The sequence below is a fragment of the Nocardioides abyssi genome (assembly GCF_030412915.1).
Classification (GTDB): Bacteria; Actinomycetota; Actinomycetes; order Propionibacteriales; family Nocardioidaceae; genus Nocardioides; species Nocardioides abyssi.
The window spans coordinates 1-22,086 of sequence record NZ_JAUHJR010000016.1 but is presented as its reverse complement, the minus strand read 5'-3'; the positions used below and the strand labels follow the sequence as shown (position 1 = coordinate 22,086).

The following is a 22,086-nucleotide window of genomic DNA, read 5'->3' as shown; positions in this document are numbered from 1 at the left end:
TAGGCCGGAGGTGTACAGCAGTAATGCCTAGCCGACCGGTACTAATAGGCCGAGGGCTTGTCCCACAACCACTCAACCAAGACAACAACCGTCTTACGAGTGCTCGCGTCCACGAATCCAGAACACACCACACCACTACGCCCTGACGGGGCTGTGGCGGTGGACAGGTGAATAGAGGCTTGGAACGCACCAGCCCGGCGACCTATCATGGTCAGCCCGCGGGAGGTGCGGACCGCTAGAGTTACGGCGGCCATAGCGAGAGGGAAACACCCGGTCCCATCCCGAACCCGGAAGTTAAGCCTTTCAGCGCCGATGGTACTGCAACCGCGAGGTTGTGGGAGAGTAGGACGCCGCCGGACATACACTTCGTAGAGGCCACCCGCTGGGTGGCCTCTACGTGTTTGTGCAGCAGATCGACGTAGGACGGCCCGGGAGGGCCAGGAAGTGCAGAGGTGGACCGTGGCCGAAGAGCGTCGCAACCAGCGTCCGTCCCAGGGGGCGGGCGGCGGCAGCCGGTCCGGTGGGCCCCGGGGCGGCAAGCCGACCGGGAGCGGCCGAGGCCGTCCCGAGAAGTCCGGGAGCGGCTCCGGTGGCGGTCGTCCCGACAAGGGCGCCGGCGGCTCCGGCCGCTCGTCGCGGTCGAACGAGCGCTCCGAGCGCTTCGACCCCCGCAGCGACGACCGTCGTGACCGCCGCAGCAGTGGCAGCAGCAGCTCCGGTGGCCGCCCCGAGCGCGGCGGTCGTCCCGACCGCCCGGGTCGTTCCTCCGACCGCTCCTCGGACCGTCGCCGTCCCGGGGACAAGCCGGTGGACCGCACCGCGGAGCAGGCGCGCTACGACGGCCCCGACCTCCCGCCGGACATCACCGGCAAGGAGCTCGACCGCGCGATCACCGCGCAGCTCAAGGGCATGCCCGAGAAGCTCGCGGCCCGCGTCGCGCGGCACCTGGCCGCGGCCGGTTCGCTGATCGACACCGACCCCGAGACCGCCTACCAGCACACGCTGGCCGCCCGCTCCCGCGCGCCCCGGCTCGCGGTCGTGCGCGAGGCGGCCGGCGAGGCGGCGTACGCCGCCGGTCACTACGCCGAGGCGCTGGCGGAGCTGCGGGCCGCCAAGCGGATGAACGGCTCCCCGGCGTACCTGCCGATCATGGCCGACTGCCACCGCGCCCTCGGCAACCCCGACCAGTCGCTGAAGCTCGCCAAGAGCCCGTCGGTCGCCAACTTCGCGCCGGAGGCCAAGGCCGAGATGACGATCGTCGAGGCCGGCGCCCGCCGTGACATGGGTCAGCTCGACGCCGCGCTGCGGACCCTGGAGCTGGCGCCGCTGACCTCCAAGACCCGCGCTGCCTGGGTCGTCCGGCTGCGCTACACCTACGCCGACACCCTCGAGGCCGCCGGCCGGCTGACCGACGCGCTCGCGTGGTTCCACCGCACGCACGCGATCGACAGCGAGGAGATCACCGACGCCGCCGACCGCGCCGAGGCGCTGGAGAAGCGGATCCCGCAGGACTGAGTAAGGACGCGGCCGGTCAGCGGCCGAGCACGGTGATGATCGCGTGCTCGACGCCGGCCGGCTGCGTGCCTGCCCGGATGCCGTCCTGGTAGCCGACGCGCACCCGGTCGAGCACGACGATCGCCGGCACGTCCGCGCTGACCTCGACGACGACCGAGTCGCCAGGCTGCAGGCGCTCGCCCGCGGGCGGCACCAGCTCGCGGCAGAACGCCTGCGGGTCGGACGTGACGACCAGCGATCCGCCCTTGCAGACGAGGGGCGTGACAACGACCTCGGTGTTGGCGGTCGCGTGCAGCTTCACGCCGTCGATGCTCAGCGTGCGGTCGCGCGGTGCGGCGTACATGCCGACGTACACGGGGACCTCCACCGGTGTGGACGCCCGCCGGGTGTCCGGCGAGGTCGCCAGGGCCGGGGGGTGGGTGGAGTACCACCCGAGGACGGCGAGCAGCGCGACCAGCATCGCCGCGACCACGGCCCAGCGGACCACTCGCCGCCGGGCGCTCACCTCGAGCGGGGCGCCGGCTGAGGTCATGGCGAGAGAGTAGGGCACGCCACACCGCGCTTGGTGGCGTTCCGCAGCGGGTACTCCCGTGGTGGTCTTGACCCCGGTCGTCGGCGGCCTGTTCACTGCCCCGGAGTCGTGAGGAGGTGCGATGCTGCGGTTCTCGGGTGCCGGCGTGAGCCACGTCGGTCACGTGCGCGAGCACAACGAGGACGCGGGTTTCGTCGCGCCCCACGTCGGCCTGGTGGCCGACGGCGTCGGGGGAGCGGCCGCCGGCGAGATCGCTGCCGCGACCGTCGCAGCAGCGGTCGTCGAGGCCGCCACCGGCATGCTCCCCGCGGCGGCGCCCGACACCCTCGAGCAGGTGCTCGCGGTCGGGACCGACCGTGGGCGGTCCGGCATCCGCCGGGCTATCCAGCACGACCTGACCCGCCTCGGCATGGCCACGACGCTCACGGTGCTGCTCTGCGACGGCAGCCGGGTCGTGCTCGGGCACGTCGGCGACTCGCGTGCCTACCGGATCCGCGACGGGCTGCTGGAGCAGCTGTCGGTCGACCACACCTACGTCGCGCACCTGGTGGCGTCGGGCCAGCTGGCCCGCGAGGCGGCCTCCCGGCACCCGTGGCGCAACGTCGTGCTGCGCTCGGTCGACGGTGACCCCGCCGACGCGGGCGTCGACCTCGTGCCGGTCGACGCCGCCCCGGGTGACCGCTTCCTGGTGTGCAGCGACGGGCTCAGCGACCTGGTGGCCGAGGACGAGCTCGCCGCGCTGCTCGGTCGGGGACCGGCCGACGAGGCCGCGCAGGCGCTGCTGGACGCGGCGCTTGCCGCCGGCGGCCGCGACAACGTCACCTGCGTCGTGCTCGACCTCGTGGACGAGCAGGGCCCTGCGCCGGACGGCGTCGGCACCGTGCTGGGGGCGCTGACCGACCCGGCCAACGTCGTCGATCCCGGTCCGGTCCGCATCGTGCAGGGGCCCGCCGCCACCGCGTGACCCGTGGCACACTCCCGGCTGTGACGAACGTCGAACGGCCCGCCCTGGAGGGCACGGTGGCCGTGCGGGCAGGCCGGCGCCTCAGCTTCGCGGAGTACGGCGCGGCCCGGGGGCCCGCGGTCGTCTGGATGCACGGCACCCCCGGAGGTCGCCGGCAGATCCCGCTCGAGGCGCGGGCCTTCGCCGAGGCCCGGGGGGTGCGGATCATCGGCGTCGACCGCCCGGGGATCGGCACGTCGACGCCGCACCTCTACCCCGACGTCCACGACTGGACCGGCGACCTGGAGATCCTCCTCGACACCCTCGCGGTCGACACGCTGCGGCTCGTCGGGCTCTCCGGCGGGGCGCCGTACGTGCTCGCGGCCGGCGCCGCGATGCCCGACCGGGTGCACGGCATCGGCGTCCTCGGTGGCGTGGCCCCGACGGTCGGCCCCGACGCCGCCCCGGGCGGCCCGATCCAGCTCGCGGTGCGGCTCGCCCCGGTCATCGCGGCGACCCGCGTGCCGCTCGGGATCGGCCTGACCCAGCTCATCCGCGTCGTCCGCCCGATCGCCGGCAGCTTCCTGGACCTGTACGCCGCCGTGCAGCCGGAGGGGGACCGGCGGCTGCTCGCCCGTCCGGAGGTCAAGGCGATGTTCGTCGACGACCTCCTTAACGGCAGCCGCTTCCAGACCTCGGCGCCGCTGGCCGACCTCGTCCTCTTCACCCGCGACTGGGGCTTCCGGCTGGCCGACGTCGGCGTGCCGGTGCGCTGGTGGCACGGCGACGCCGACCACATCGTGCCGTTCCGGCACGGGCAGCACGTCGTCGACCGGCTGCGCGACGCCACGATCAGCGTCATCGACGGCGAGAGCCACCTCGGTGGGCTCGGGATCGCCGAGGAGGTGCTCGGCACCGTCCTGGACCTCGGTCCGCGGCGGGCGGCCACCGCCGCCGGCGCCCCCTGAGCGCACTCCCAGGACCCCACTGCGGACCCACTGCGGACCCACTCCGGGCCCGCTCCGGGGCCAGCCCGGACCGGTGCCGGGGCGCGCCGTGGTCCGTACCGCTGGTGCTCAGGCGCAACTTGCGACACAATGGAGGCACAACTACATCGTTGTCATCTACCGACTGACTTCGACCGACACGAGACCGCTGGGGAAGGCGTAGCTCGCGCCGAGGAAGAAGGAGGTCACGGTGACCGCACGCACTGCTACCCGCACCGCGACGAGGGGCGTCCTGTACGTCCACTCAGCGCCGTCCGCGCTGTGCCCGCACATCGAGTGGGCCGTCGGCGGTGTGCTGGGTGCTGCCGTCAACGCCGACTGGACCCCCCAGCCGGCGCAGGCGGGCACGTACCGCGCCGAGCTGTCCTGGACCGGCGCGCCTGGTTCGGCTGCCGCCATCGCCTCGGCGCTGCGCGGGTGGAACCACCTACGCTTCGAGGTGACCGAGGAGCCGACCTCCGGCACCGAGGGCGCCCGCTACTCCTACACCCCCGAGCTCGGCGTCTTCCACGCCGTCACCGGGCTGCACGGCGACATCATGATCCCCGAGGACCGGCTCAAGGCCGCGGTCGTCAAGGCCGCGCTCGGCGACACGACGCTGCTCGTCGAGATCGACAAGCTCCTCGGCAAGCCCTGGGACGACGAGCTCGAGACGTTCCGTCACGCCGGCGACGGCGCCCCGGTGCGCTGGCTGCACCAGGTCGTCTGAGAGCAGAGCGCTGGGCGCGGGTCAGCGGCGACGCAGGCGGAAGCTGCTGTTGGGCAGCCGCCGCTCGTCCTCCTCCCAGCCGTCCCAGGAGGACACCTTCGCGCGGATGACGAACTTGCCCGGGACCGTCGTGGGTCCGCACAGGCGGAACCAGCGCTTGCCCTGCGGCTGCTCGCTGTCGCTGAGCAGGTAGGCCGACGCCACCTTGTTGCCGCGCCGGTCCTTGATGACCAGGTCGACCTCCCAGTCGTCGGTGGGGAGGGTCAGCTTGTAGCGGTAGGGGTACTTCTTGCACCCCTTGGCCAGGACCCCGTTCGGCGCCGCGGTCTTCCCCCACGAGGGCTCGACGGGGACGGCCGCGCCGGCGGGCGAGGTGCTCAGGGCCAGCGAGCCGGGGACGGCGAGCACCCCGAGCAGGGCGGCGAGGAGCAGGCGGGCGAGGGCGCGGCTGGGTCCGGGCATGCGCCCATCGTCCCCGATGCGTGGTCACCCCACACCTGGCGTCCGCCGGGCGACCTCAGAGCGGGATGTTGCCGTGCACGCCGTGCCGCACGCCCTCGGCCTGGACCGCGTCGTCGATCGCCCGGGCGAGGGCGGACCGGGTGAGCGCCGGGTCGACGACCTCGTCGACCACGCCGATCTCGACGGCCTTGTCGACGCCGCCGGCGAGCCGCTCGTGCTCGGCGGCCAGCTCGGCCTCGACCTGCGGCCGGATCTCGGGAGCGACCTCGGCCAGCCGGCGCCGGTGCAGCACGCGCACGGCCGCCACGGCGCCCATGACCGCGACCTCGGCGCCGGGCCAGGCGAACACCTTGGTCGCGCCGAGCGAGCGGGAGTTCATCGCGATGTAGGCGCCGCCGTAGGTCTTGCGGGTCACCAGCGTCACCCGCGGGACCACGCACTCGCCGAACGCGTGCAGCAGCTTCGCGCCGCGGCGTACGACGCCGTCCCACTCCTGCCCGACGCCGGGCAGGTAGCCCGGCACGTCGACGAGGACGACGAGCGGCACGCCCAGGGCGTCGCACATCCGCACGAAGCGGCTGGCCTTCTCCGCCGACAGCGAGTCGAGGCAGCCGCCGAGGCGCAGCGGGTTGTTGGCGACGACGCCGACCGTGCGGCCCCCGAGCCGACCCAGGACGGTCACGATGTTGGGCGCCCACTTCGCGTGCAGCTCCAGCGCGGTGCCCTCGTCGAGGACGCCCTCGACGAGCGGGTGGACGTCGTAGGCGCGGCGGCGGGACTCCGGCAGGAGCGCCTCGAGGTCGCGGTCCTCGACGTCGGCGACGCGCAGGCTGCCCTGGGCGCCGAGCAGGCTCGCGACGCCGCGGGCACGGTCGAGCGCCTCGCGCTCGGACTCCGCGAGCACGTGGACGACGCCGGAGCGGCGGCCGTGCGGCTCGGGGCCGCCGAGGCGCAGCATGTCGACGTCCTCACCGGTGACCGAGCGGACGACGTCCGGGCCGGTGACGAAGATCCGGCCCTCGGGACCCAGGACGACCACGTCGGTGAGCGCCGGACCGTACGCCGCGCCGCCGGCGGCGGGGCCGAGGACCACGGAGACCTGCGGGACGCGGCCCGACGCCTGCGTCATCACCTTGAAGATCCGGCCGACCGCGTGGAGGGACAGCACCCCCTCGGCGAGCCGGGCGCCGCCGGAGTGCCACAGGCCGATGATCGGCACGCCGTCGGTCATCGCGCGGTGGTAGGCCTCGACCACGACCTGGCAGCCGCGGTCGCCCATCGCGCCGCCCATGACGGTGGCGTCGGAGCAGAACGCGACGACGCGCGTGCCCTCGACGGCGCCGACCGCCGCGACCATCCCGGAGTCGTCGTCGGGGGTGATCAGCTCGAGGGTGCCCTCGTCGAGCAGCGCCCGCAGCCGGGTGACCGGGTGGCGGGGGTCCTGCTCGCGCGGGACCTTCGTGGCCGTGCGCGGCGCGACGGGGGCCTGGGTCATCAGGCGCTCCGGAAGACCAGGGCGACGTTGTGGCCGCCGAACCCGAAGGAGTTGTTCAGCCCGGCGACGTCGCCGGCCGGCAGGTCGCGGACCTTGTCGGCGACGTCGAGGCCGATGTCCTCGGGGTCGTCGAGGTTGATCGTCGGCGGCACCGTGCGGTGGTGCAGGGCGAGCACGGTGGCGACCGACTCCAGCGCGCCGGCCGCACCGAGGAGGTGGCCGGTCATCGACTTGGTGGAGGTGAGCACCGCGCCGGACGACGCGCCGCCGAGGGCGTTGCGGATCGCCAGCGCCTCGGCCACGTCGCCCTGGGGCGTGGAGGTGGCGTGGGCGTTGATGTGGGCGACGTCGCCGGGGGAGAGGTCGGCGTCGCGCAGCGCGGCGCGCATCGCGCGGGTCGCCCCGGCGCCGACCGGGTCGGGCTGGGCGATGTCGTGGGAGTCGGCGGTGATGCCGGCGCCGGCGGCCTCGGCGTACACCCGGGCGCCGCGGGCGGCGGCGTGCTCGGCGGACTCCAGGACGAGGACGGCCGCGCCCTCGCCGAGCACGAACCCGTCGCGGCCCTTGTCCCAGGGACGAGAGGCGGCTGTCGGGTCGTCGTTGCGCTTGGAGAGCGCCATCATCTGGCCGAAGGCGGCCATCGGCAGCGCGTGCACGGCCGCCTCGGTGCCGCCGCACACGACGATGTCGGCGCGGCCGAGGCGGATGAGGTCGATGCCCAGGGCGATCGCCTCGTTGCCGGAGGCGCAGGCCGAGACCGGGGTGTGCACGCCGGCCTTCGCGCCGAGCGCGAGGCCGATCCCGGCGGCGGGGCCGTTGGGCATGAGCATGGGGATGGCCAGCGGCGAGACGCGGCGCGGGCCCTTGGCCAGCAGGGCGTCGTAGTTGGACAGCAGCGTCGTGACGCCGCCGATGCCGGAGGCCATGGCCACCGAGAGGCGCTCGGGGTCGACGCCGGTCTCCGAGGCGGTGCCTGAGAGACCGGCGTCGGCCCACGCCTCGAGGGCGGCCACCATGGCCAGCTGGCCGGAGCGGTCCATCCGGCGCGCCTTGACCCGGTCCAGGGTCTCGCTCGGCTCGACCGCGACCCGGGCCGCGATGCGGGCGCCGAGCGGCTCGGCCCACTCCTCGGTGAGGGCAGCGACGCCGGAGCGACCCTCGAGCAGGGCGGACCAGGTGGAGGGGACGTCACCGCCGACCGGGGAGGTGGCTCCCAGGCCGGTGACGACGACGCGCGTGGCGGACATGATGGTGGCTCCTCGAGGAAGGGACGTGCGGGGCGGGGCGGTGGCGGCCGGTCAGGCCGAGGCGCGCTCGATGAAGGCCACGGCGTCGCCGACGGTGCGGAGGTTCTTGACCTCGTCGTCGGGGATGGAGACGCCGAACTTCTCCTCGGCGGCGACGACGACCTCGACCATCGACAGGGAGTCGACGTCGAGGTCCTCGACGAAGGCCTTGTCGAGCTGGACGTCGGCGGCATCGACGCCGGCGACCTCGTTGACGATCTCGGCGAGGTCGGAGCGGATCTCCTCGGTGGTTGCCATGCGTGCTGTTCCTCTCGGGTGGTGGGGTGGTGCGGGAATCAGGGGACGACGACGACCTGGGCGGCGTACGCCAGGCCGGCGCCGAAGGCCACGAGCAGTGCGGTGTCGCCGGAGCGGGCGTCGCCCTCGGCGACCATCCGCTCCAGGGCGAGCGGGACCGAGGCCGCGGAGGTGTTGCCCTGCTGGGCGATGTCGCGGGCGATGCGGACCGACGGGGGCAGCTTCATCGACCGCGCCATCGCGTCGGTGATGCGCATGTTGGCCTGGTGGGGGACGAAGCAGTCGAGCTCGTCGACGGTGATGCCGGCGCGGTCCAGGGCCTGCTGGGCGACCTTGGCCATGGTGAAGGAGGCCCAGCGGAAGACCGCGCTGCCCTGCATCACCAGGTGCGGCATCACGGGCTCCTCGGCGTCCAGGACGTCGCGCCAGTCGTGGCGGGATCGGATCAGGTCGGCCTGCTCGCCGTCGGAGCCCCACACGACCGGGCCGATGCCGGGCACGTCGCTGGGACCCACGACCGCCGCGCCCGCGCCGTCGGCGAAGATGAAGGCGGTGCCGCGGTCGGTCATGTCGGTGATGTCGGAGAGGCGCTCGACGCCGACGACCAGCACGTGGCGGGCGCTGCCGGCGCGGACGAAGTCGGCGGCCATGGCCACGCCGTGGCAGAAGCCGGCGCACGCGGCGGAGACGTCGAACGCCGCCGCCTGGTCGGTGCCGAGCTCGTGGGCGACCACGGTGGCGGCCGCAGGGGTCTGCACCAGGTGGCTGACGGTCGCGACGACGACGCAGTCGACCTGCTTGGCGTCGATGCCGGCCTGGTCGAGCGCCTGGCGGGCCGCGGCGACCGACATCATCGTGATCGTCTCGTCCGCCTCGGCGAAGCGGCGCTCCTTGATGCCCGAGCGCTGCTGGATCCACTCGTCGCTGGAGTCGATCGCCTCGACGACCTCGGAGTTGGGGACGACCCGGCGGGGACGGTAGGCGCCGATGCCGAGGATGCGGGCGTGCGGGGAGCCGGTGGTCGCCCGGAGCGTCGCGGGCATCAGGCAGCACCCTCGGGGTGGAGGCGGAGCAGCGGCTGGCCGGGGGAGACGAGGTCGCCGTCCTCGACGAGCCACTCGACGACCTGGCCACCGTGGGCCGCGGTCACCGCGACCCGGTCGCGCAGGCTGGCGACGTCGCCGATCGGGGCGCCGGCCGGCAGCACGTCGGACCCGGCGGCCTCGCCGGCGATGTGGAAGGTGCCCTTGACCGGGGAGACGACCATCCGCCAGGTCGGCGAGGTCTCCATCTCGGAGGACTCGCCGTGCTCCTCGCAGAACGCGCGGGCCGCGTCGAGCTGGTCGGGGGTCTTCAGCGCGAACGTCGCGACCCCCTTGAGCGCGCGCTTGGCGATGCCCGTCAAGGTGCCGGCAGGCGGCATCTCGAGGATGCCGGTGACTCCCAGGTCGGCCATGGTCTCCAGGCACAGGTCCCAGCGGACCGGGCTGGCGACCTGACCGACGATCCGGCGCAGCACCTCGCGGCCGTCGTGGACGACCTGGCCGTCGCGGTTGGAGATGACGCGCGTGCGGGGGTCGTGGGTCGAGACCGACCGCGCGAGCCGCTCGACGTGGTCGACAGCGGGCCGCATGTGCTCGGTGTGGAAGGCGCCGGCGACGCTCAGCGGCATCAGCCGTGCCTTGACCGGGGCGTCGTCGGCGAGCGCGGCCAGCTGCTCGAGCGTGCCGGCGGCGACCACCTGGCCGGGACCGTTGTCGTTGGCGGCGGTCAGCCCGTGGCGGGCGAGCGCGGCGAGCACCTCGTCGCGCTCACCGCCGAGGATCGCGGTCATGCCGGTCGGGGTGACCGCGGAGGCGTCGGCCATCGCGTTGCCGCGCTCGCGGACCAGCACCATCGCCTGCTCGGCGGTGATCGCCCGGGCGCCGGCCGCGGCCGTCAGCTCGCCGACGCTGTGGCCGGCGACCGCGCCGATGCGGGCGAACGCGTCGGCCGGGTGCGGGAAGAGCTCGAGGGCGGCGACGAGCCCGGTGGCCACCAGCAGCGGCTGGGCGACGCGGGTGTCGCGGATGGTCTCGGCGTCGGACTCGGTGCCGTGGGTGACCAGGTCGACGCCGGCCACCGTGGCGAGCCACTCGAAGCGCGAGGCGAAGGTCGGGTCCTCCAGCCAGGGGCGGAGGAAGCCGGGGGTCTGGGCCCCCTGGCCCGGGGCGACGATGACGAGCACGAGGTCCACCTTGCCCGTCCGGAGGGGCTCGTCTCGCCTCGGACGCGCACGAAGTCACCCCGGCGGTCGTTGTAGGAACCCTCCAACTCCCGACGCCGCGTCGCGCCTATCAGTGGCCGCGGATCAGGTCGGTGCGGATCAGTCGGTGCGGATCAGTCGGTGCGGCCGGACTGCCGCCCCAGCACCAGCGCGATGCGCAGGACGAACGCGTCGCGGGGGCGCGTGGGGGAGTAGCCGGTGAGGTCGGCGACCTGGCGCAGGCGGTAGCGCACGGTGTTGGGATGGACGAAGAGCGTGCGGGCGGCCCCCTCGATCGAGGACCCCTCGTCGAGGTACGTCGCCAGCGTCTCGGTCATCGTGCCGCGCGCCCGCACCAGCGGCAGGTAGACCGCCTCGACCAGGTGGCGTCGCGCGTGCCCGTCGCCGGCCAGCGCCCGCTCGGGCAGCAGCTCGATGCTCTGCACCGGGCGCGGGGCCCCGGGCCAGCCGGCGGCGGCGCGGTGGGCCGAGACCGCCGCCCGCGCCGAGGCGTACGCCGCCGTCAGGTCGTCCGCCGCGGGGCCGACCACCACGGGGCCGTCGCCGAAGCTCGCGACGACCGACTCGGCGGCCGCCCGGGGGTCCTCGACCCCGCCGAGCAGGACGACCAGCCGGTCGCCCTGCACCGCGCACAACGCCTCGAGGCCCGCGGCCCGCGCCGCACGGCGTACCTCCTCGGGGAGGTCGGTGGCGGGCGTGCCGTCCGGGACCGAGCCCAGCACGACCGCGACGTCGCCGACCGCCCCCCAGCCCAGCGCGCTGGCCCGGCTGAGCACCGACTCGTCGGCCTCCGAGCGCAGCACGGCGTCGACCACGAGCGCCTCGAGCCGGGCGTCCCAGGCGCCGCGGGTCTCGGCCGCCCGCGCGTAGACCTCGGCGGTCGCGAAGGCGACCTCGCGGGCGTAGCGCAGCACCGCCGCCCGCACGAGCGGGACGTCGCCGGGGTCGAGCAGGCGGTCGACGTCGCTCTCCACGACCGCGATGGAGAGGCGGACCAGGTCGACGGTCTGCTGGAGGTTGATGATGCCGGCCAGCGCGCGCGGCGCGGCGCCGAAGACCGAGGTGGCCAGCTTGCTGGCGTCGGGGGCCGGCGAGCCGTCGTCGGCACGGAACCAGTCGACGAAGCCCCGGATGCCGGCCTGGACGATGAGGCCCACCCAGGACCGGTCCTGGGCGCTCAGGTCGCGGAACCAGGGGAGCTCGGCATCCATCCGCGCGGTCGCCGCGGTGCTCAGGGCTCCGGTGGCCCGTTGCAACGCATCGGCGGTGCGCGAGCGGGGTACTGCGGGGCGACGGCTCGGCACGCCCCGAGGCTAGTCCTCGGACCGGCGCAGGGGGTGGGGCGGACCGACCGATCGGAGGACGCGCACCACCCCGGTGACGCGGAATCGTGTTGCAGGCAAGGGAAAACGCATGTTCCCGCGCCTTCGGCGACCGGCCGGCCCTAGGGTCGGGCCACCGTCGAGAACGACGTCCCACAGGAGGCCCCCGTGCCCAGCACGCCCCACGAGGTCCAGCACGTCACGATCCACGGCCACCGGCGTGCCTACGTCAAGGTCGGGAAGGGCCCGGCGCTCCTGCTGCTGCACGGGCTCGGCTGCGACCACACGACGTGGGAGCCGGTCATCGACCTGCTCGCCCGGCGCTACACCGTCATCGCGCCCGACCTGCTCGGCCACGGCCGGTCCGACAAGCCGCGGGCCGACTACAGCCTCGGCGGGTTCGCCAACGGCATGCGCGACCTGCTGACCGTGCTCGGCATCGACCAGGTGACGGTCGTGGGGCACAGCTTCGGCGGCGGCGTGGCGATGCAGTTCGCCTACCAGTACCCCGAGCGCACCGAGCGCCTGGTCCTCGTCGCCTCCGGCGGCCTCGGCCCCGAGGTGACGCCCGCGATCCGCGCGGTCACCACGCCCGGCTTCCACCAGGTGATGGGCCTGCTGACGCTGCCCGGCGTCCGGCACGTCGGGAAGAAGGGCATGCAGCTGCTCGGCGCGCTGCCCTCCCGCCACGCCCGCGACCTCGGCGAGATGGCCGAGATCTACGACTCGTTCAAGGACCCGGCCGCCCGCCACGCGATCCGCCACGTCGTGCGCGGCGTCGTGGACTGGAAGGGTCAGGTCGTCACCATGGCCGACCGGGCCTACCTGACCGAGGAGATGCCGATGGCGGTCGTGTGGGGCCGCGACGACACCGTCATCCCGGTCCGGCACGCCGGCCGCGCGGGCGAGCTCGCCCCGCGCTCGCGGGTCGAGATCATCCCCAACGCCGGCCACTTCCCGCACAAGGACCACCCCGAGCGGTTCGCCAAGGTCGTCCACGACTTCGTGCGGACCACCCAGCCGGCGGCGTACGACCGCGACCGCGTGCGCAGGCTGCTCGTCGACGGCCGGGCCGAGCCGACCCCGCTCGCCACGGTCACCGAGATCACCAGCGCCTGAGACGCAGCAGGGCGGCGACCACCGGAGTGGTCACCGCCCTGTCTCGACAGCCGCGCTGCGTCAGGCGTCGCCGCCCTCCTGCTTCACACCGGAGACGGCCGTGGGGTCGTCGATGCGGTACGTCGCGAACGCCTTCTCGACCTGCGAGCGGTCGACCTGGCCGGCGTCGGCGAGGGCCTGGAGGGCCTGCACGACGACGGACTGGGCGTCGATGTGGAAGTACCGGCGGGCGGCCGGGCGGGTGTCGGCGAAGCCGAAGCCGTCGGCACCGAGCACGCGGTAGTCGCCAGGAACCCAACGGGCGATCTGCAGCGGGACGGCCCGCATGAAGTCCGAGACCGCCACGACCGGGCCCTCGACGTCGATCAGGCGCTCCTCGACGTACGACGAGCGGGGCTCCTCGCCGGGGTGCAGGAGGTTCCACTCCTCGGCGGAGATGGCGTCGCGGGCCAGCTCGTTCCAGGAGGTGACCGACCAGGTGTCGGCCTGGACGCCCCACTCCTCGGCCAGCATCCGCTTGGCGTCCTCGACCCACGGCATGCCCACGCCCGAGCCCATGAGCGTGACCCGCGGGCCCTCGCCCTCGGCGCGGGAGACCTGGTGCATGCCGCGCAGGATGCCCTCGACGTCGACGTCGTCGGGCTCCTTGGGCTGGCTGACCGGCTCGTTGTAGACGGTCAGGTAGAAGATGACGTCCTCACCGTGGCCCTCGGGCCCGCCGGTGCCGTACATCCGCTCGAGCCCGGACCGCATGATGTGCGCGACCTCGTAGGCGTAGGCCGGGTCGTAGTGCACGACCGCCGGGTTGGTCGCCGCGAGGAGCGGCGAGTGGCCGTCGGCGTGCTGCAGGCCCTCACCGGTCAGCGTGGTGCGACCGGCCGTGGCGCCGATGAGGAAGCCACGGGCCAGCTGGTCGGCCATCGCCCAGATCGAGTCGCCGGTGCGCTGGAACCCGAACATCGAGTAGAAGATGTAGAACGGGATCATCGGCTCGCCGTGGGTGGAGTACGACGACCCCGCGGCGGTCGCCGAGGCCATCGCGCCGGCCTCGGAGATGCCCTCGTGGAGCATCTGCCCCTGCGCGGACTCCTTGTAGGAGAGCAACATGTTGCGGTCGACCGACTCGTACTGCTGCCCGGCCGGGTTGTAGACCTTCGCGCTCGGGAACATCGCGTCCATGCCGAACGTGCGGTACTCGTCCGGCGCGATCGGCACGATGCGCTTGCCGATCTCGGTGTCCTTCATCCAGTCCTTGAGGAGCCGGACGACGGCCATCGTGGTGGCGACGGCGTTCTTGCCCGAGCCCTGCTTGAGCTCGGCGTAGGCCTTGTCGCCCGGCAGCGTGAGGGGCTTGGAGCGGATGACGCGCTTGGGCAGCGAGCCGCCGAGCTGGCGGCGCCGCTCGAGCATGTACTCGATCTCGGGGGCGTCGGCGCCGGGGTGGAAGAACGGTGCGGCGCCGGTCTCCTCGTAGGAGCGCTCGAGGTCGCGGTCGGAGATCGGGAGGTAGAGGCGGTCCCGGAACTTCTTGAGGTCGGCCGGGGTCAGCTTCTTCATCTGGTGGGTGGCGTTCTTGCCCTCGAGGGCGTCGATCGTCCAGCCCTTGATGGTCTTGGCCAGGATGACCGTCGGCTGCCCGACGTGCTTGGTGGCCGAGTCGAACGCGGCGTACACCTTGCGGTAGTCGTGGCCACCGCGCGGCAGCTTCTGGATCTGCTGGTCGCTCATGTGCTCGACCATCTGGCGCAGCCGCGGGTCGCCGCCGAAGAAGCTCTCCCGGACGTAGCCGCCGTCCTCGACCGAGTAGGTCTGGAAAGCGCCGTCGGGGGTGGTGTTCATCTTGTTGACGAGCACGCCGTCGACGTCGCGGGCCAGCAGCTGGTCCCACTCGCGGCCCCAGACGACCTTGATGACGTTCCAGCCGGCGCCGCGGAAGGTCGACTCCAGCTCCTGGATGATCTTGCCGTTGCCGCGGACCGGGCCGTCGAGCTGCTGGAGGTTGCAGTTGATGACCCAGGTGAGGTTGTCGAGCTCCTCGCGGGCGGCGACGCCGATGGCGCCGAGCGACTCGGGCTCGGCCATCTCGCCGTCGCCGAGGAAGGCCCAGACGTGCTGCTGGCTGGTGTCCTTGATGCCGCGGTTGTGCAGGTAGCGGTTGAACCGCGCCTGGTAGATCGAGTTGATGCCGGTCAGGCCCATCGAGACCGTGGGGAACTCCCAGAAGTCCGACATCAGGCGGGGGTGGGGGTACGACGGCAGGCCGGCGCCCGGGCCGTGCTGGACCTCCTGGCGGAAGCGGTAGAGCTGCTCCTCGCCGAGGCGGCCCTCGAGGAACGCGCGGGCGTAGACGCCCGGGGACCCGTGGCCCTGGATGTAGACCTGGTCGCCGCCGCCGGGGTGGTCCTTGCCGCGGAAGAAGTGGTTGAAGCCGACCTCGTAGAGGCTCGCCGAGGACTGGTAGGTGGCGATGTGGCCGCCGACCTCCAGGCCTTTGCGGTTGGCGCTCGAGACCATCACCGCCGCGTTCCAGCGGATGAAGGCACGGATCCGGCGCTCGACCTCCTCGTCGCCGGGGAACCACGGCTCGCGCTCGGGCGGGATCGTGTTGATGTAGTCCGTGCTGCGCAGGGCGGGCACGCCGACCTGCATCTCACGGGCGCGCTCGAGGAGGCGCAGCATGACGTAGCGCGCGCGTTCGCGGCCCCGCTCGTCGACGAGTGCGTCGAAGGAGTCGAGCCAGTCGTGCGTCTCGTCCGGGTCGATGTCCGGCAGCTGGGTCGGCAGGCCCTCGTGGATCACCGAGGGGGTCGAGCCCGTGCGCGTGCCTGAGGTGGTGGGTGGTTCTCCGGTCACTCCGTCATCGTTGCACGCAGGGTCGAGCGAGGGAATTTACCCGTCGGTAGCCGGAGCGGGGCCCCGTGACGGGGCCCCCGAGGCGTTCCCGCAGGTCGGGACGGCTTGCGCCTCGGGCCCGACTCCGCTGGACTACTCCCCATCCGGCCGCGGACCCGCGGTCGTGCCGATCGCGTCTGGAGGACCACGTTGAGCTCGACCGAGGGTGGGGGGACCACCCGGACCGGCACCACAGGTGCCGACCGACCCGACACCGGACCCGCCGAGAGGTTGGGGTTCACCAAGGGCATGGTCGTCCAAGAGCTCGGGTGGGACAACGACACCGACGACGACCTCCGCGTCTCCATCGAGGACACCATCGACGCCGACATGGTCGACGGTGACCACGGCAACGTCGTGGACGCCGTCGTGCTCTGGTGGCGCCAGGAGGACGGCGACCTCGTCGACGGCCTCGTCGACGCGCTCACCGACCTCGTCGGGGGCGGGGTCATCTGGCTGCTGACGCCCAAGGTCGGCCGGCCGAACTCCGTGGACGCCGCCGACATCGCCGAGGCGGCACCGATCGCCGGTCTGTCGCAGACGACGACCGCGGCGGTGAGCAAGGACTGGACCGCGACCCGTCTGGTGGCCCCCAAGACTCCCGCGTAGGTTCGCTGCCGTGCTCTCGAACATCCTCGGCCGCGCCGCGGCCGCGGGCACCGGCGCGAAGGTGCTCGCCTCCTCCGGGATCATCCGTCCCTACCCGCCCGCGGTGCTGCTGCGGCTGGCCACGACGGTCAAGGACTGGGGGACCGGCCCGGCGGGAGGCTTCGCCACGCTGGCCGTGCGCTTCCCCGACCGGGTGGGGCTGGTCGACGAGCTGGGCGAGCTGACCTTCGGCGAGATGCACCGGCGCTCCAACGCCCTGGCCCGTGCGCTGCGCGAGCGCGGCGTGGGGGAGGGCGACGGGGTGGCGCTGATGTGCCGCAACCACCGCGGCTTCGTCGACACCACCGTCGCGGCGGCCAAGCTCGGCGCCGACCTGCTCTACCTCAACACCGCCTTCGCGGGCCCGCAGCTCGCCGACGTGCTGGAGCGGGAGAAGCCGACGGTCGTCGTCCACGACGAGGAGTTCACCGAGCTGCTCGCCGAGGCGAACGTCGAGCAGCGGGTGCTCGGCTGGGTCGACGGTGACGGCGACGACGACGGCGGGGACGGCGGCGTACCCACGCTCGAGCAGCTGGTCGAGGGCGCGGACGACGCCGACCTCGACCCGCCCGACCGGCACGGGCGGATCATCATCCTGACCTCCGGCACCACCGGCACGCCCAAGGGCGCGCCGCGCAACGAGGCCGGCATCGACGCGGCGATCTCGCTGCTGTCGCGGATGCCGCTGCGGCACGGGTGGCGCACCCACATCGCCGCTCCGCTCTTCCACACCTGGGGCTTCGCCCACCTCGCGCTCGCGATGCTGCTGGGGTCGACGATCGTGCTCAAGCGCCGCTTCGACCCCGAGGACTGCCTGCGGACCGTCGAGGAGCACCGGTGCGACTCGCTCGCGGTGATCCCGGTCTTCCTCCAGCGCATCCTCGGCCTCGAGGAGGAGGTGCTGCTGCGGCACGCGCTCGACACCGTCAAGGTCGTCGCCTCGTCCGGCTCGGCGCTGCCCGGCGACCTCGCGGTCACCTGGATGGACCACTTCGGCGACAACCTCTACAACATCTACGGCTCGACCGAGGTCGCCTACGCCTCGATCGCCACCCCGGTCGACCTGCGCGAGGCGCCCGACTCCGCCGGCAAGCCGCCGTGGGGGACGACCGTGAAGGTCTACGACGAGGACGGCCAGGAGGTGCCCCAGGGCGGCTCGGGTCGGATCTTCGTCGGCAACAGCCTGCTCTTCGAGGGCTACACCGGTGGCGGTGGCAAGGACATGATCGACGGGCTGATGTCGACCGGCGACGTGGGTCGCATCGGCGACGACGGCCGTCTCTACGTCGAGGGCCGCGACGACGAGATGATCGTCTCCGGCGGCGAGAACGTCTTCCCCAAGGAGGTCGAGGACTGCCTCGCCCGCCACGAGAAGGTCGTGGACGTCGCCGCGGTCGGCATCGACGACGACGACTACGGCAAGCGGCTGCGCGCCTTCGTCGTGGTGCGCGACGGCGCCTCCGCCGACGAGGAGGAGCTCAAGGGCTGGGTGAAGGAGAACCTCGCCCGCTACAAGGTCCCCAAGGAGATCGTGTTCCTCGACGAGCTGCCCCGCAACGCCACCGGCAAGGTGCTCAAGCGCGACCTGGCGGACCACGAGTGAGCGGACTCGTGCTCGGGTCCCCGGCGCCGGACTTCACGCTGCGCGACCAGTTCGGCCAGGACGTCACGCTGTCGTCGTACCGCGGCACCAAGGCGGTCGCGATCCTCTTCTTCCCCTACGCCTTCTCCGGGGTGTGCACCGGCGAGCTGACGTCGGTGCGCGACCGGCTCGCGGACTTCCTCACCTTCGACACCGAGATCATGGCGGTCTCCTGCGACCCGATGTTCTCGCTGCGCGCCTTCGCCGACGCCGACGGCCTGAACTTCCCGCTGCTCTCGGACTTCTGGCCGCACGGCGAGGTGACCCGGGCCTACGACGTCTTCAACGAGGCCACAGGGGCGCCGCGGCGCTCGTCGTACGTCGTCGACCGCGACGGCGTGCTGCGTTGGTCGGTGCACAACCCGACCTCCGAGGGCCGCGACCTCGACGAGCACCTGCGGCAGCTCACCGCCCTCGTCTAGACCGCCGCGCGCGAATTCCGGGGTCGCCCGGACGGGCGTCGGCGCCGAGCGATATGGTTCTGCTCGTTGAACCGCTGGTGACCCGAGACGCCAGCGGTTCAACTTCCATTTACGGCCCTTTTCGTGAGGCCGACCGCCACCGTCTAGTCTGTGGCCGCCCGAGCGGGCACGGGCGTATAGCTCAGCGGTAGAGCCCCTCGCTTACAACGAGGTGGTCGGGGGTTCGATCCCCTCTGCGCCCACCACCTTCCTCCGCATGAGGGCGCTCTCATCGGTGCCTCACCGTCGCCTCACCGCGCGGCAGCAGTGTCCTCCTCGTCAGCACGACACCGACGAGAGGACGAGACATGAGCAAGCTGGTGAGGACCGGGGTCCTGGCGGTCGCGGGCGGCGTGAGCGCCGGCCTGATCGCGTGGGGAGCGCCGGTGGCGTTCGCCGACGACGAGCGCGAGGACCGCGGCACGGCGTTCCAGCGCAAGGACGACAACCCCGACGTCGTCATGGCGGTCGACGACGACGATGACGACGACACCAACGGCGGCACGAACACGAACACCAACACGAAGTCGAAGAACACCGGCGCCAGCAAGTCCACGCGCGACAACACCAACAGCCGGTTCACCAAGGTCAGCCGCGACCGCGACAAGAGCCGCAGCGACCTGACCCGCGACTGGACGCGCGACGGCGGCGACCGGACGCGCGACTGGAGCAAGAACAAGACCAACGACGCGTCCCGCAACGACACCCGGGGGCGTTGAGCCGTGGCCCGGGACAGCTGGCACCTGACCGAGGGGGATGCGATCACCCCCGAGCTGACCGCCGTGAAGCTGCTCGGCGGCGGCTCGTCGTACGAGGCGTTCCTGGCCTTCGACGACATCACCTACGCGCCGGTCGTGGTCAAGGTCGTGCGTCCCGGGCTGGTCGCGGACGCCTCGGCCCTGCGCGGTCTCCGTCGTGAGGTCGAGGCGCTCGCGACCGTCAACCACCCGGTCGTCGTGCGGGGGCTGCGGCACCGGCTCGACGGCGACCGGCCGCACGTCGTGCTCGAGCAGGTCGACGGGCCCCGCCTGTCGACGTTGGTACGCCGGTACGGCCCGCTGCAGGAGCAGCAGTACCTGCCGCTGGCGATCGAGGTGGCCTCGGCGCTGCACTACCTGCGCCACCTCGGCTGGACCCACCTCGACATCAAGCCGAGCAACGTGATCATGGGTGCGCCGGCGCGGCTCATCGACCTCTCCGTCGCCCGGCCGGTCGACGCGGCCGCGGCCCTGACCTCGCCGATCGGCACCGACGCCTACATGGCCCCGGAGCAGACCGACCCGCCGGCCACGGGGGTGCCGGGCTGGGCGAGCGACGTGTGGGGCCTCGGCGCGACGCTCTTCGAGGCGGTCGCGGGCCACCGCGCCTTCCCCGACGGGGACCCGGACGCGCCCGACCTGCGTGACCGCTACCCGCAGCTGTGGGCGGACCCGCAGCCGTTGCCCGACCGGGTGCCGCACGAGGTCGTCAAGACCGTCGGGGCGATGCTCGAGCGGGACCCGGCCGACCGGCCGCTGCCGCACGAGGTCGCCGAGGCGCTCGAGCCGGCGCTCGACCGGCTGCCGCGGGCGCGGCTGGCCGGGTTCAGGACTCGCTGAGCGCGTCGCCGGTGCGCTCCGGCAGGCCCCAGGTCGCCGCCGCGGCGAGGACGAAGAACGCTGCGAAGACCGCGAACAGGCCGGTCGTGCCGGTGCCGGCGTCGAGGAACCACGGCACCGACAGCGGCGCGAGCACCGAGGCGATCCGGCCGAAGCCCGCCGCGGCCCCGGCGCCGGTCGCCCGCAGGGACGTGGGGTAGACCTCCGGCGTCACCGCGTAGAGCGCGCCCCAGGCACCCAGGTTGAAGAACGACAGGGCCATGCCGGCGGCGACGATCGCGGTCTCGCCGTCGGCCTGCCCGAAGAGCACCGCCGAGACGGCCGAGCCGACGAGGAACGTCGAGAGGGTCGCGCGGCGGCCCCAGACCTCGACGAGCACCGCCGCGGCGGCGTACCCCGGCAGCTGGGCGAGCGTGATGACCAGGGTGAACCCGAAGGACCGCACCAGGTCCATGCCGTCGGCGACCAGCAGCGACGGGATCCAGATGAAGGCGCCGTAGTAGGAGAAGTTCACGCCGAACCAGACCAGCCACAGCGACGCCGTGCGCGAGGCGTGGGTGCGCTCCCAGAGGGCACGCGGGCCGGGGGAGGGCTGGTCGGCGCCGGGCTGGTCGGGGCCGGGCGTGGGCTGCTCGGCGACGGCCGGCGCGGGCACGCCGGCGGCGGCCTCGAAGCGGCGGACGGCGGCCTCGGCCTCGTCGTGCCGGCCGCGCCGCTCGAGGAAGCGCACCGACTCCGGCAGGCCGCGGCGCACCACGACGGCGTACGCCGTGGGGAGGGCGCCCAGGGCGAGCGCCCAGCGCCAGCCGTCGTCGGAGACCGGGACGACGTAGTAGCCGATGAGCGCGGCCAGCACCCAGCCGACGGCCCAGAACGACTCGAGGGCGACGACGACGCGGCCGCGGATGCGGGCCGGGGCGTACTCGCTGACCAGCGTGCTCGCGACCGGCAGCTCCGCGCCGAGGCCGAGGCCGATGAGGAAGCGGAAGACCAGCAGCGCGCCCACCGACCACGACAGCGCCGCGGCGCCGGTCGCGAGCCCGTAGAGGAGCAGGGTCAGCGCGAAGACCTGCCGGCGGCCGACGCGGTCGGCCAGGAGGCCACCGAGGGTGGCGCCGACGGCCATGCCGACGAAGCCGATGCTCGCGATCCACGACAGCGTGGTCGGGCCGAGGTCCCACTGCACCGCGAGCGCCGCCATGACGAAGCTGATGAGCCCGACGTCCATCGCGTCGAGCGCCCAGCCGACGCCGGAGCCGACGACGAGCCGGCCGTGCTCGCGGGTGAACGGGAGGGCGTCGAGCCGTTCGCTGCGGGTGGGCACGGCCGGACGGTACCCGGGGGTCCCCGGTCAGCGTTCGAAGCGGTAACCCATGCCCCGCACGGTGGCGATCGTCGCTGCGCCGAACTTGCGGCGGAGGTAGCCGACGTAGACGTCGACGACGTTGGAGCCCGGGTCGAAGTCGAAGCCCCAGACGTGGTCGAGCAGCTGCTCGCGGGAGAGCACCTGCCCGGCGTTGAGCATGAAGATCTCGGCCAGGGCGAACTCGCGCGCCGACAGGTCGACCTCGGTGCCGGCGACGGTGGCGCGGCGCGTGCGCAGGTCGAGGCGTACGCCGCCGGCCTCGACGGCGTCGCGCGCCGGGGCGCCGGGGGTGGCCTGCTCCTGGGCCTGGCGCAGCCGCAGCCGGATGCGGGCCTGGAGCTCGGCGAAGCGGAACGGCTTGGGCATGTAGTCGTCCGCGCCGCCCTCGAGGGCGCCCACGGTGTCGGTCACCGAATCGCGCGCGGTGAGCACGACGACCGGCATCCTCGAGCCCTGCGCGCGCAGCAGCTCGAGGACCTCCTGGCCGTCCATGCCCGGCAGCCCGAGGTCGAGCACCATCAGGTCGTGCCCGCCGGAGAGCGCCTCGTCGAGACCGCGGCGTCCG

The 22,086-nt window shown here is 73.3% G+C and carries 21 protein-coding genes, 1 tRNA gene and 1 rRNA gene; 12 read left to right on the top strand and 11 right to left on the bottom strand.

Annotated elements, in window-relative coordinates; all coding sequences use genetic code 11:
* The first annotated feature begins 242 nt into the window (after window positions 1-242).
* Together rrf and QWY29_RS19505 are read left to right on the top strand one after the other, a co-directional pair.
* Window positions 243-359, top strand: a 5S ribosomal RNA gene (rrf, locus tag QWY29_RS19510).
* 100 nt (window positions 360-459) lie between these two features.
* Window positions 460-1,515: a tetratricopeptide repeat protein gene (locus QWY29_RS19505; RefSeq protein ID WP_300962882.1), complete on the top strand. Its 1,056-nt coding sequence runs from the start codon at window positions 460-462 to the stop codon at window positions 1,513-1,515.
* A gap of 16 nt (window positions 1,516-1,531) precedes the next feature.
* Here QWY29_RS19505 and QWY29_RS19500 read toward each other — a convergent pair whose 3' ends face one another.
* Window positions 1,532-2,047, bottom strand: a complete 516-nt coding sequence (locus QWY29_RS19500; protein ID WP_300962881.1) for a hypothetical protein — start codon at window positions 2,045-2,047, stop codon at window positions 1,532-1,534.
* Window positions 2,048-2,192: 145 nt separating this feature from the next.
* On the opposite strand from QWY29_RS19500, the gene QWY29_RS19495 reads away from it, so the two are divergent.
* The 3 genes from QWY29_RS19495 (at window position 2,193) to QWY29_RS19485 (ending at window position 4,706) form a co-directional block, all read left to right on the top strand.
* Window positions 2,193-3,011: a PP2C family protein-serine/threonine phosphatase gene (locus tag QWY29_RS19495; protein ID WP_300962880.1), complete on the top strand. Its 819-nt coding sequence runs from the start codon at window positions 2,193-2,195 to the stop codon at window positions 3,009-3,011.
* Window positions 3,012-3,031: 20 nt separating this feature from the next.
* Window positions 3,032-3,958, top strand: a complete 927-nt coding sequence (locus QWY29_RS19490) for an alpha/beta fold hydrolase (protein ID WP_300962879.1) — start codon at window positions 3,032-3,034, stop codon at window positions 3,956-3,958.
* Window positions 3,959-4,187: 229 nt separating this feature from the next.
* Window positions 4,188-4,706 (top strand): DUF3145 domain-containing protein, encoded by a 519-nt coding sequence (locus QWY29_RS19485; protein WP_166196528.1) that lies wholly within the window; start codon window positions 4,188-4,190, stop codon window positions 4,704-4,706.
* 21 nt (window positions 4,707-4,727) lie between these two features.
* Here QWY29_RS19485 and QWY29_RS19480 read toward each other — a convergent pair whose 3' ends face one another.
* The 7 genes from QWY29_RS19480 to QWY29_RS19450 form a co-directional block, all read right to left on the bottom strand.
* A complete protein-coding gene (locus tag QWY29_RS19480; RefSeq protein ID WP_300962877.1) occupies window positions 4,728-5,168 on the bottom strand; it encodes a hypothetical protein in 441 nt (146 codons plus the stop codon).
* Between the two features lie 55 nt (window positions 5,169-5,223).
* A complete protein-coding gene (locus QWY29_RS19475; RefSeq protein WP_300962876.1) occupies window positions 5,224-6,663 on the bottom strand; it encodes an acyl-CoA carboxylase subunit beta in 1,440 nt (479 codons plus the stop codon).
* The gene (locus QWY29_RS19470) at window positions 6,663-7,910 is read right to left on the bottom strand and encodes a beta-ketoacyl-[acyl-carrier-protein] synthase family protein (protein WP_300962875.1); all 1,248 of its coding nucleotides are present in this window, start codon (window positions 7,908-7,910) and stop codon (window positions 6,663-6,665) included. The genes QWY29_RS19475 and QWY29_RS19470 overlap by 1 nt, the downstream gene beginning before the upstream one ends.
* A gap of 51 nt (window positions 7,911-7,961) precedes the next feature.
* Window positions 7,962-8,207, bottom strand: coding sequence for an acyl carrier protein (locus tag QWY29_RS19465; RefSeq protein WP_154616258.1), 246 nt, complete (start codon window positions 8,205-8,207; stop codon window positions 7,962-7,964).
* Between the two features lie 38 nt (window positions 8,208-8,245).
* Window positions 8,246-9,250 (bottom strand): beta-ketoacyl-ACP synthase III, encoded by a 1,005-nt coding sequence (locus QWY29_RS19460; RefSeq protein ID WP_300962874.1) that lies wholly within the window; start codon window positions 9,248-9,250, stop codon window positions 8,246-8,248.
* Entirely contained in the window at window positions 9,250-10,434 is a 1,185-nt protein-coding gene (locus QWY29_RS19455) for an acyltransferase domain-containing protein (protein ID WP_300962873.1), read from the bottom strand. Before QWY29_RS19455 ends, QWY29_RS19460 begins: the two co-directional genes overlap by 1 nt.
* Window positions 10,435-10,586: 152 nt before the next feature.
* Window positions 10,587-11,777 carry a PucR family transcriptional regulator gene (locus tag QWY29_RS19450; RefSeq protein ID WP_300962872.1) on the bottom strand — a complete coding sequence of 397 codons (1,191 nt, stop codon included), beginning with the start codon at window positions 11,775-11,777 and terminating at the stop codon, window positions 10,587-10,589.
* Window positions 11,778-11,963: 186 nt separating this feature from the next.
* On the opposite strand from QWY29_RS19450, the gene QWY29_RS19445 reads away from it, so the two are divergent.
* Entirely contained in the window at window positions 11,964-12,914 is a 951-nt protein-coding gene (locus QWY29_RS19445) for an alpha/beta fold hydrolase (RefSeq protein WP_300962871.1), read from the top strand.
* Window positions 12,915-12,974: 60 nt separating this feature from the next.
* Here QWY29_RS19445 and aceE read toward each other — a convergent pair whose 3' ends face one another.
* Window positions 12,975-15,767 (bottom strand): pyruvate dehydrogenase (acetyl-transferring), homodimeric type, encoded by a 2,793-nt coding sequence (gene aceE / locus QWY29_RS19440; RefSeq protein ID WP_300962870.1) that lies wholly within the window; start codon window positions 15,765-15,767, stop codon window positions 12,975-12,977.
* A gap of 189 nt (window positions 15,768-15,956) precedes the next feature.
* On the opposite strand from aceE, the gene QWY29_RS19435 reads away from it, so the two are divergent.
* The 6 genes from QWY29_RS19435 to QWY29_RS19410 all read left to right on the top strand — a co-directional run bounded on the left by QWY29_RS19435 (window position 15,957) and on the right by QWY29_RS19410 (window position 20,155).
* On the top strand, window positions 15,957-16,415 hold the full coding sequence (locus tag QWY29_RS19435; RefSeq protein ID WP_300962869.1) for a DUF3052 domain-containing protein: 459 nt from the start codon (window positions 15,957-15,959) through the stop codon (window positions 16,413-16,415).
* A 10-nt stretch (window positions 16,416-16,425) separates the two neighbouring features.
* Window positions 16,426-18,057, top strand: a complete 1,632-nt coding sequence (locus QWY29_RS19430) for an AMP-binding protein (protein ID WP_300962868.1) — start codon at window positions 16,426-16,428, stop codon at window positions 18,055-18,057.
* Window positions 18,054-18,518: a peroxiredoxin gene (locus QWY29_RS19425; RefSeq protein WP_300962867.1), complete on the top strand. Its 465-nt coding sequence runs from the start codon at window positions 18,054-18,056 to the stop codon at window positions 18,516-18,518. Before QWY29_RS19430 ends, QWY29_RS19425 begins: the two co-directional genes overlap by 4 nt.
* A gap of 170 nt (window positions 18,519-18,688) precedes the next feature.
* Window positions 18,689-18,763 (top strand) — tRNA-Val (locus tag QWY29_RS19420).
* Window positions 18,764-18,865: 102 nt separating this feature from the next.
* Window positions 18,866-19,276: a hypothetical protein gene (locus QWY29_RS19415; RefSeq protein WP_300962866.1), complete on the top strand. Its 411-nt coding sequence runs from the start codon at window positions 18,866-18,868 to the stop codon at window positions 19,274-19,276.
* Window positions 19,277-19,279: 3 nt separating this feature from the next.
* Window positions 19,280-20,155 (top strand): serine/threonine-protein kinase, encoded by an 876-nt coding sequence (locus tag QWY29_RS19410; protein ID WP_300962865.1) that lies wholly within the window; start codon window positions 19,280-19,282, stop codon window positions 20,153-20,155.
* On the opposite strand, the gene QWY29_RS19405 is transcribed toward QWY29_RS19410, so the two are convergent.
* Both QWY29_RS19405 and QWY29_RS19400 read right to left on the bottom strand, forming a co-directional pair.
* On the bottom strand, window positions 20,142-21,479 hold the full coding sequence (locus QWY29_RS19405) for an MFS transporter (protein ID WP_300962864.1): 1,338 nt from the start codon (window positions 21,477-21,479) through the stop codon (window positions 20,142-20,144). The genes QWY29_RS19410 and QWY29_RS19405 overlap by 14 nt on opposite strands.
* Before the next feature lie 27 nt (window positions 21,480-21,506).
* Window positions 21,507-22,086: response regulator transcription factor (locus QWY29_RS19400; RefSeq protein WP_300962863.1), on the bottom strand; the 580-nt coding region annotated here is incomplete at its 5' end.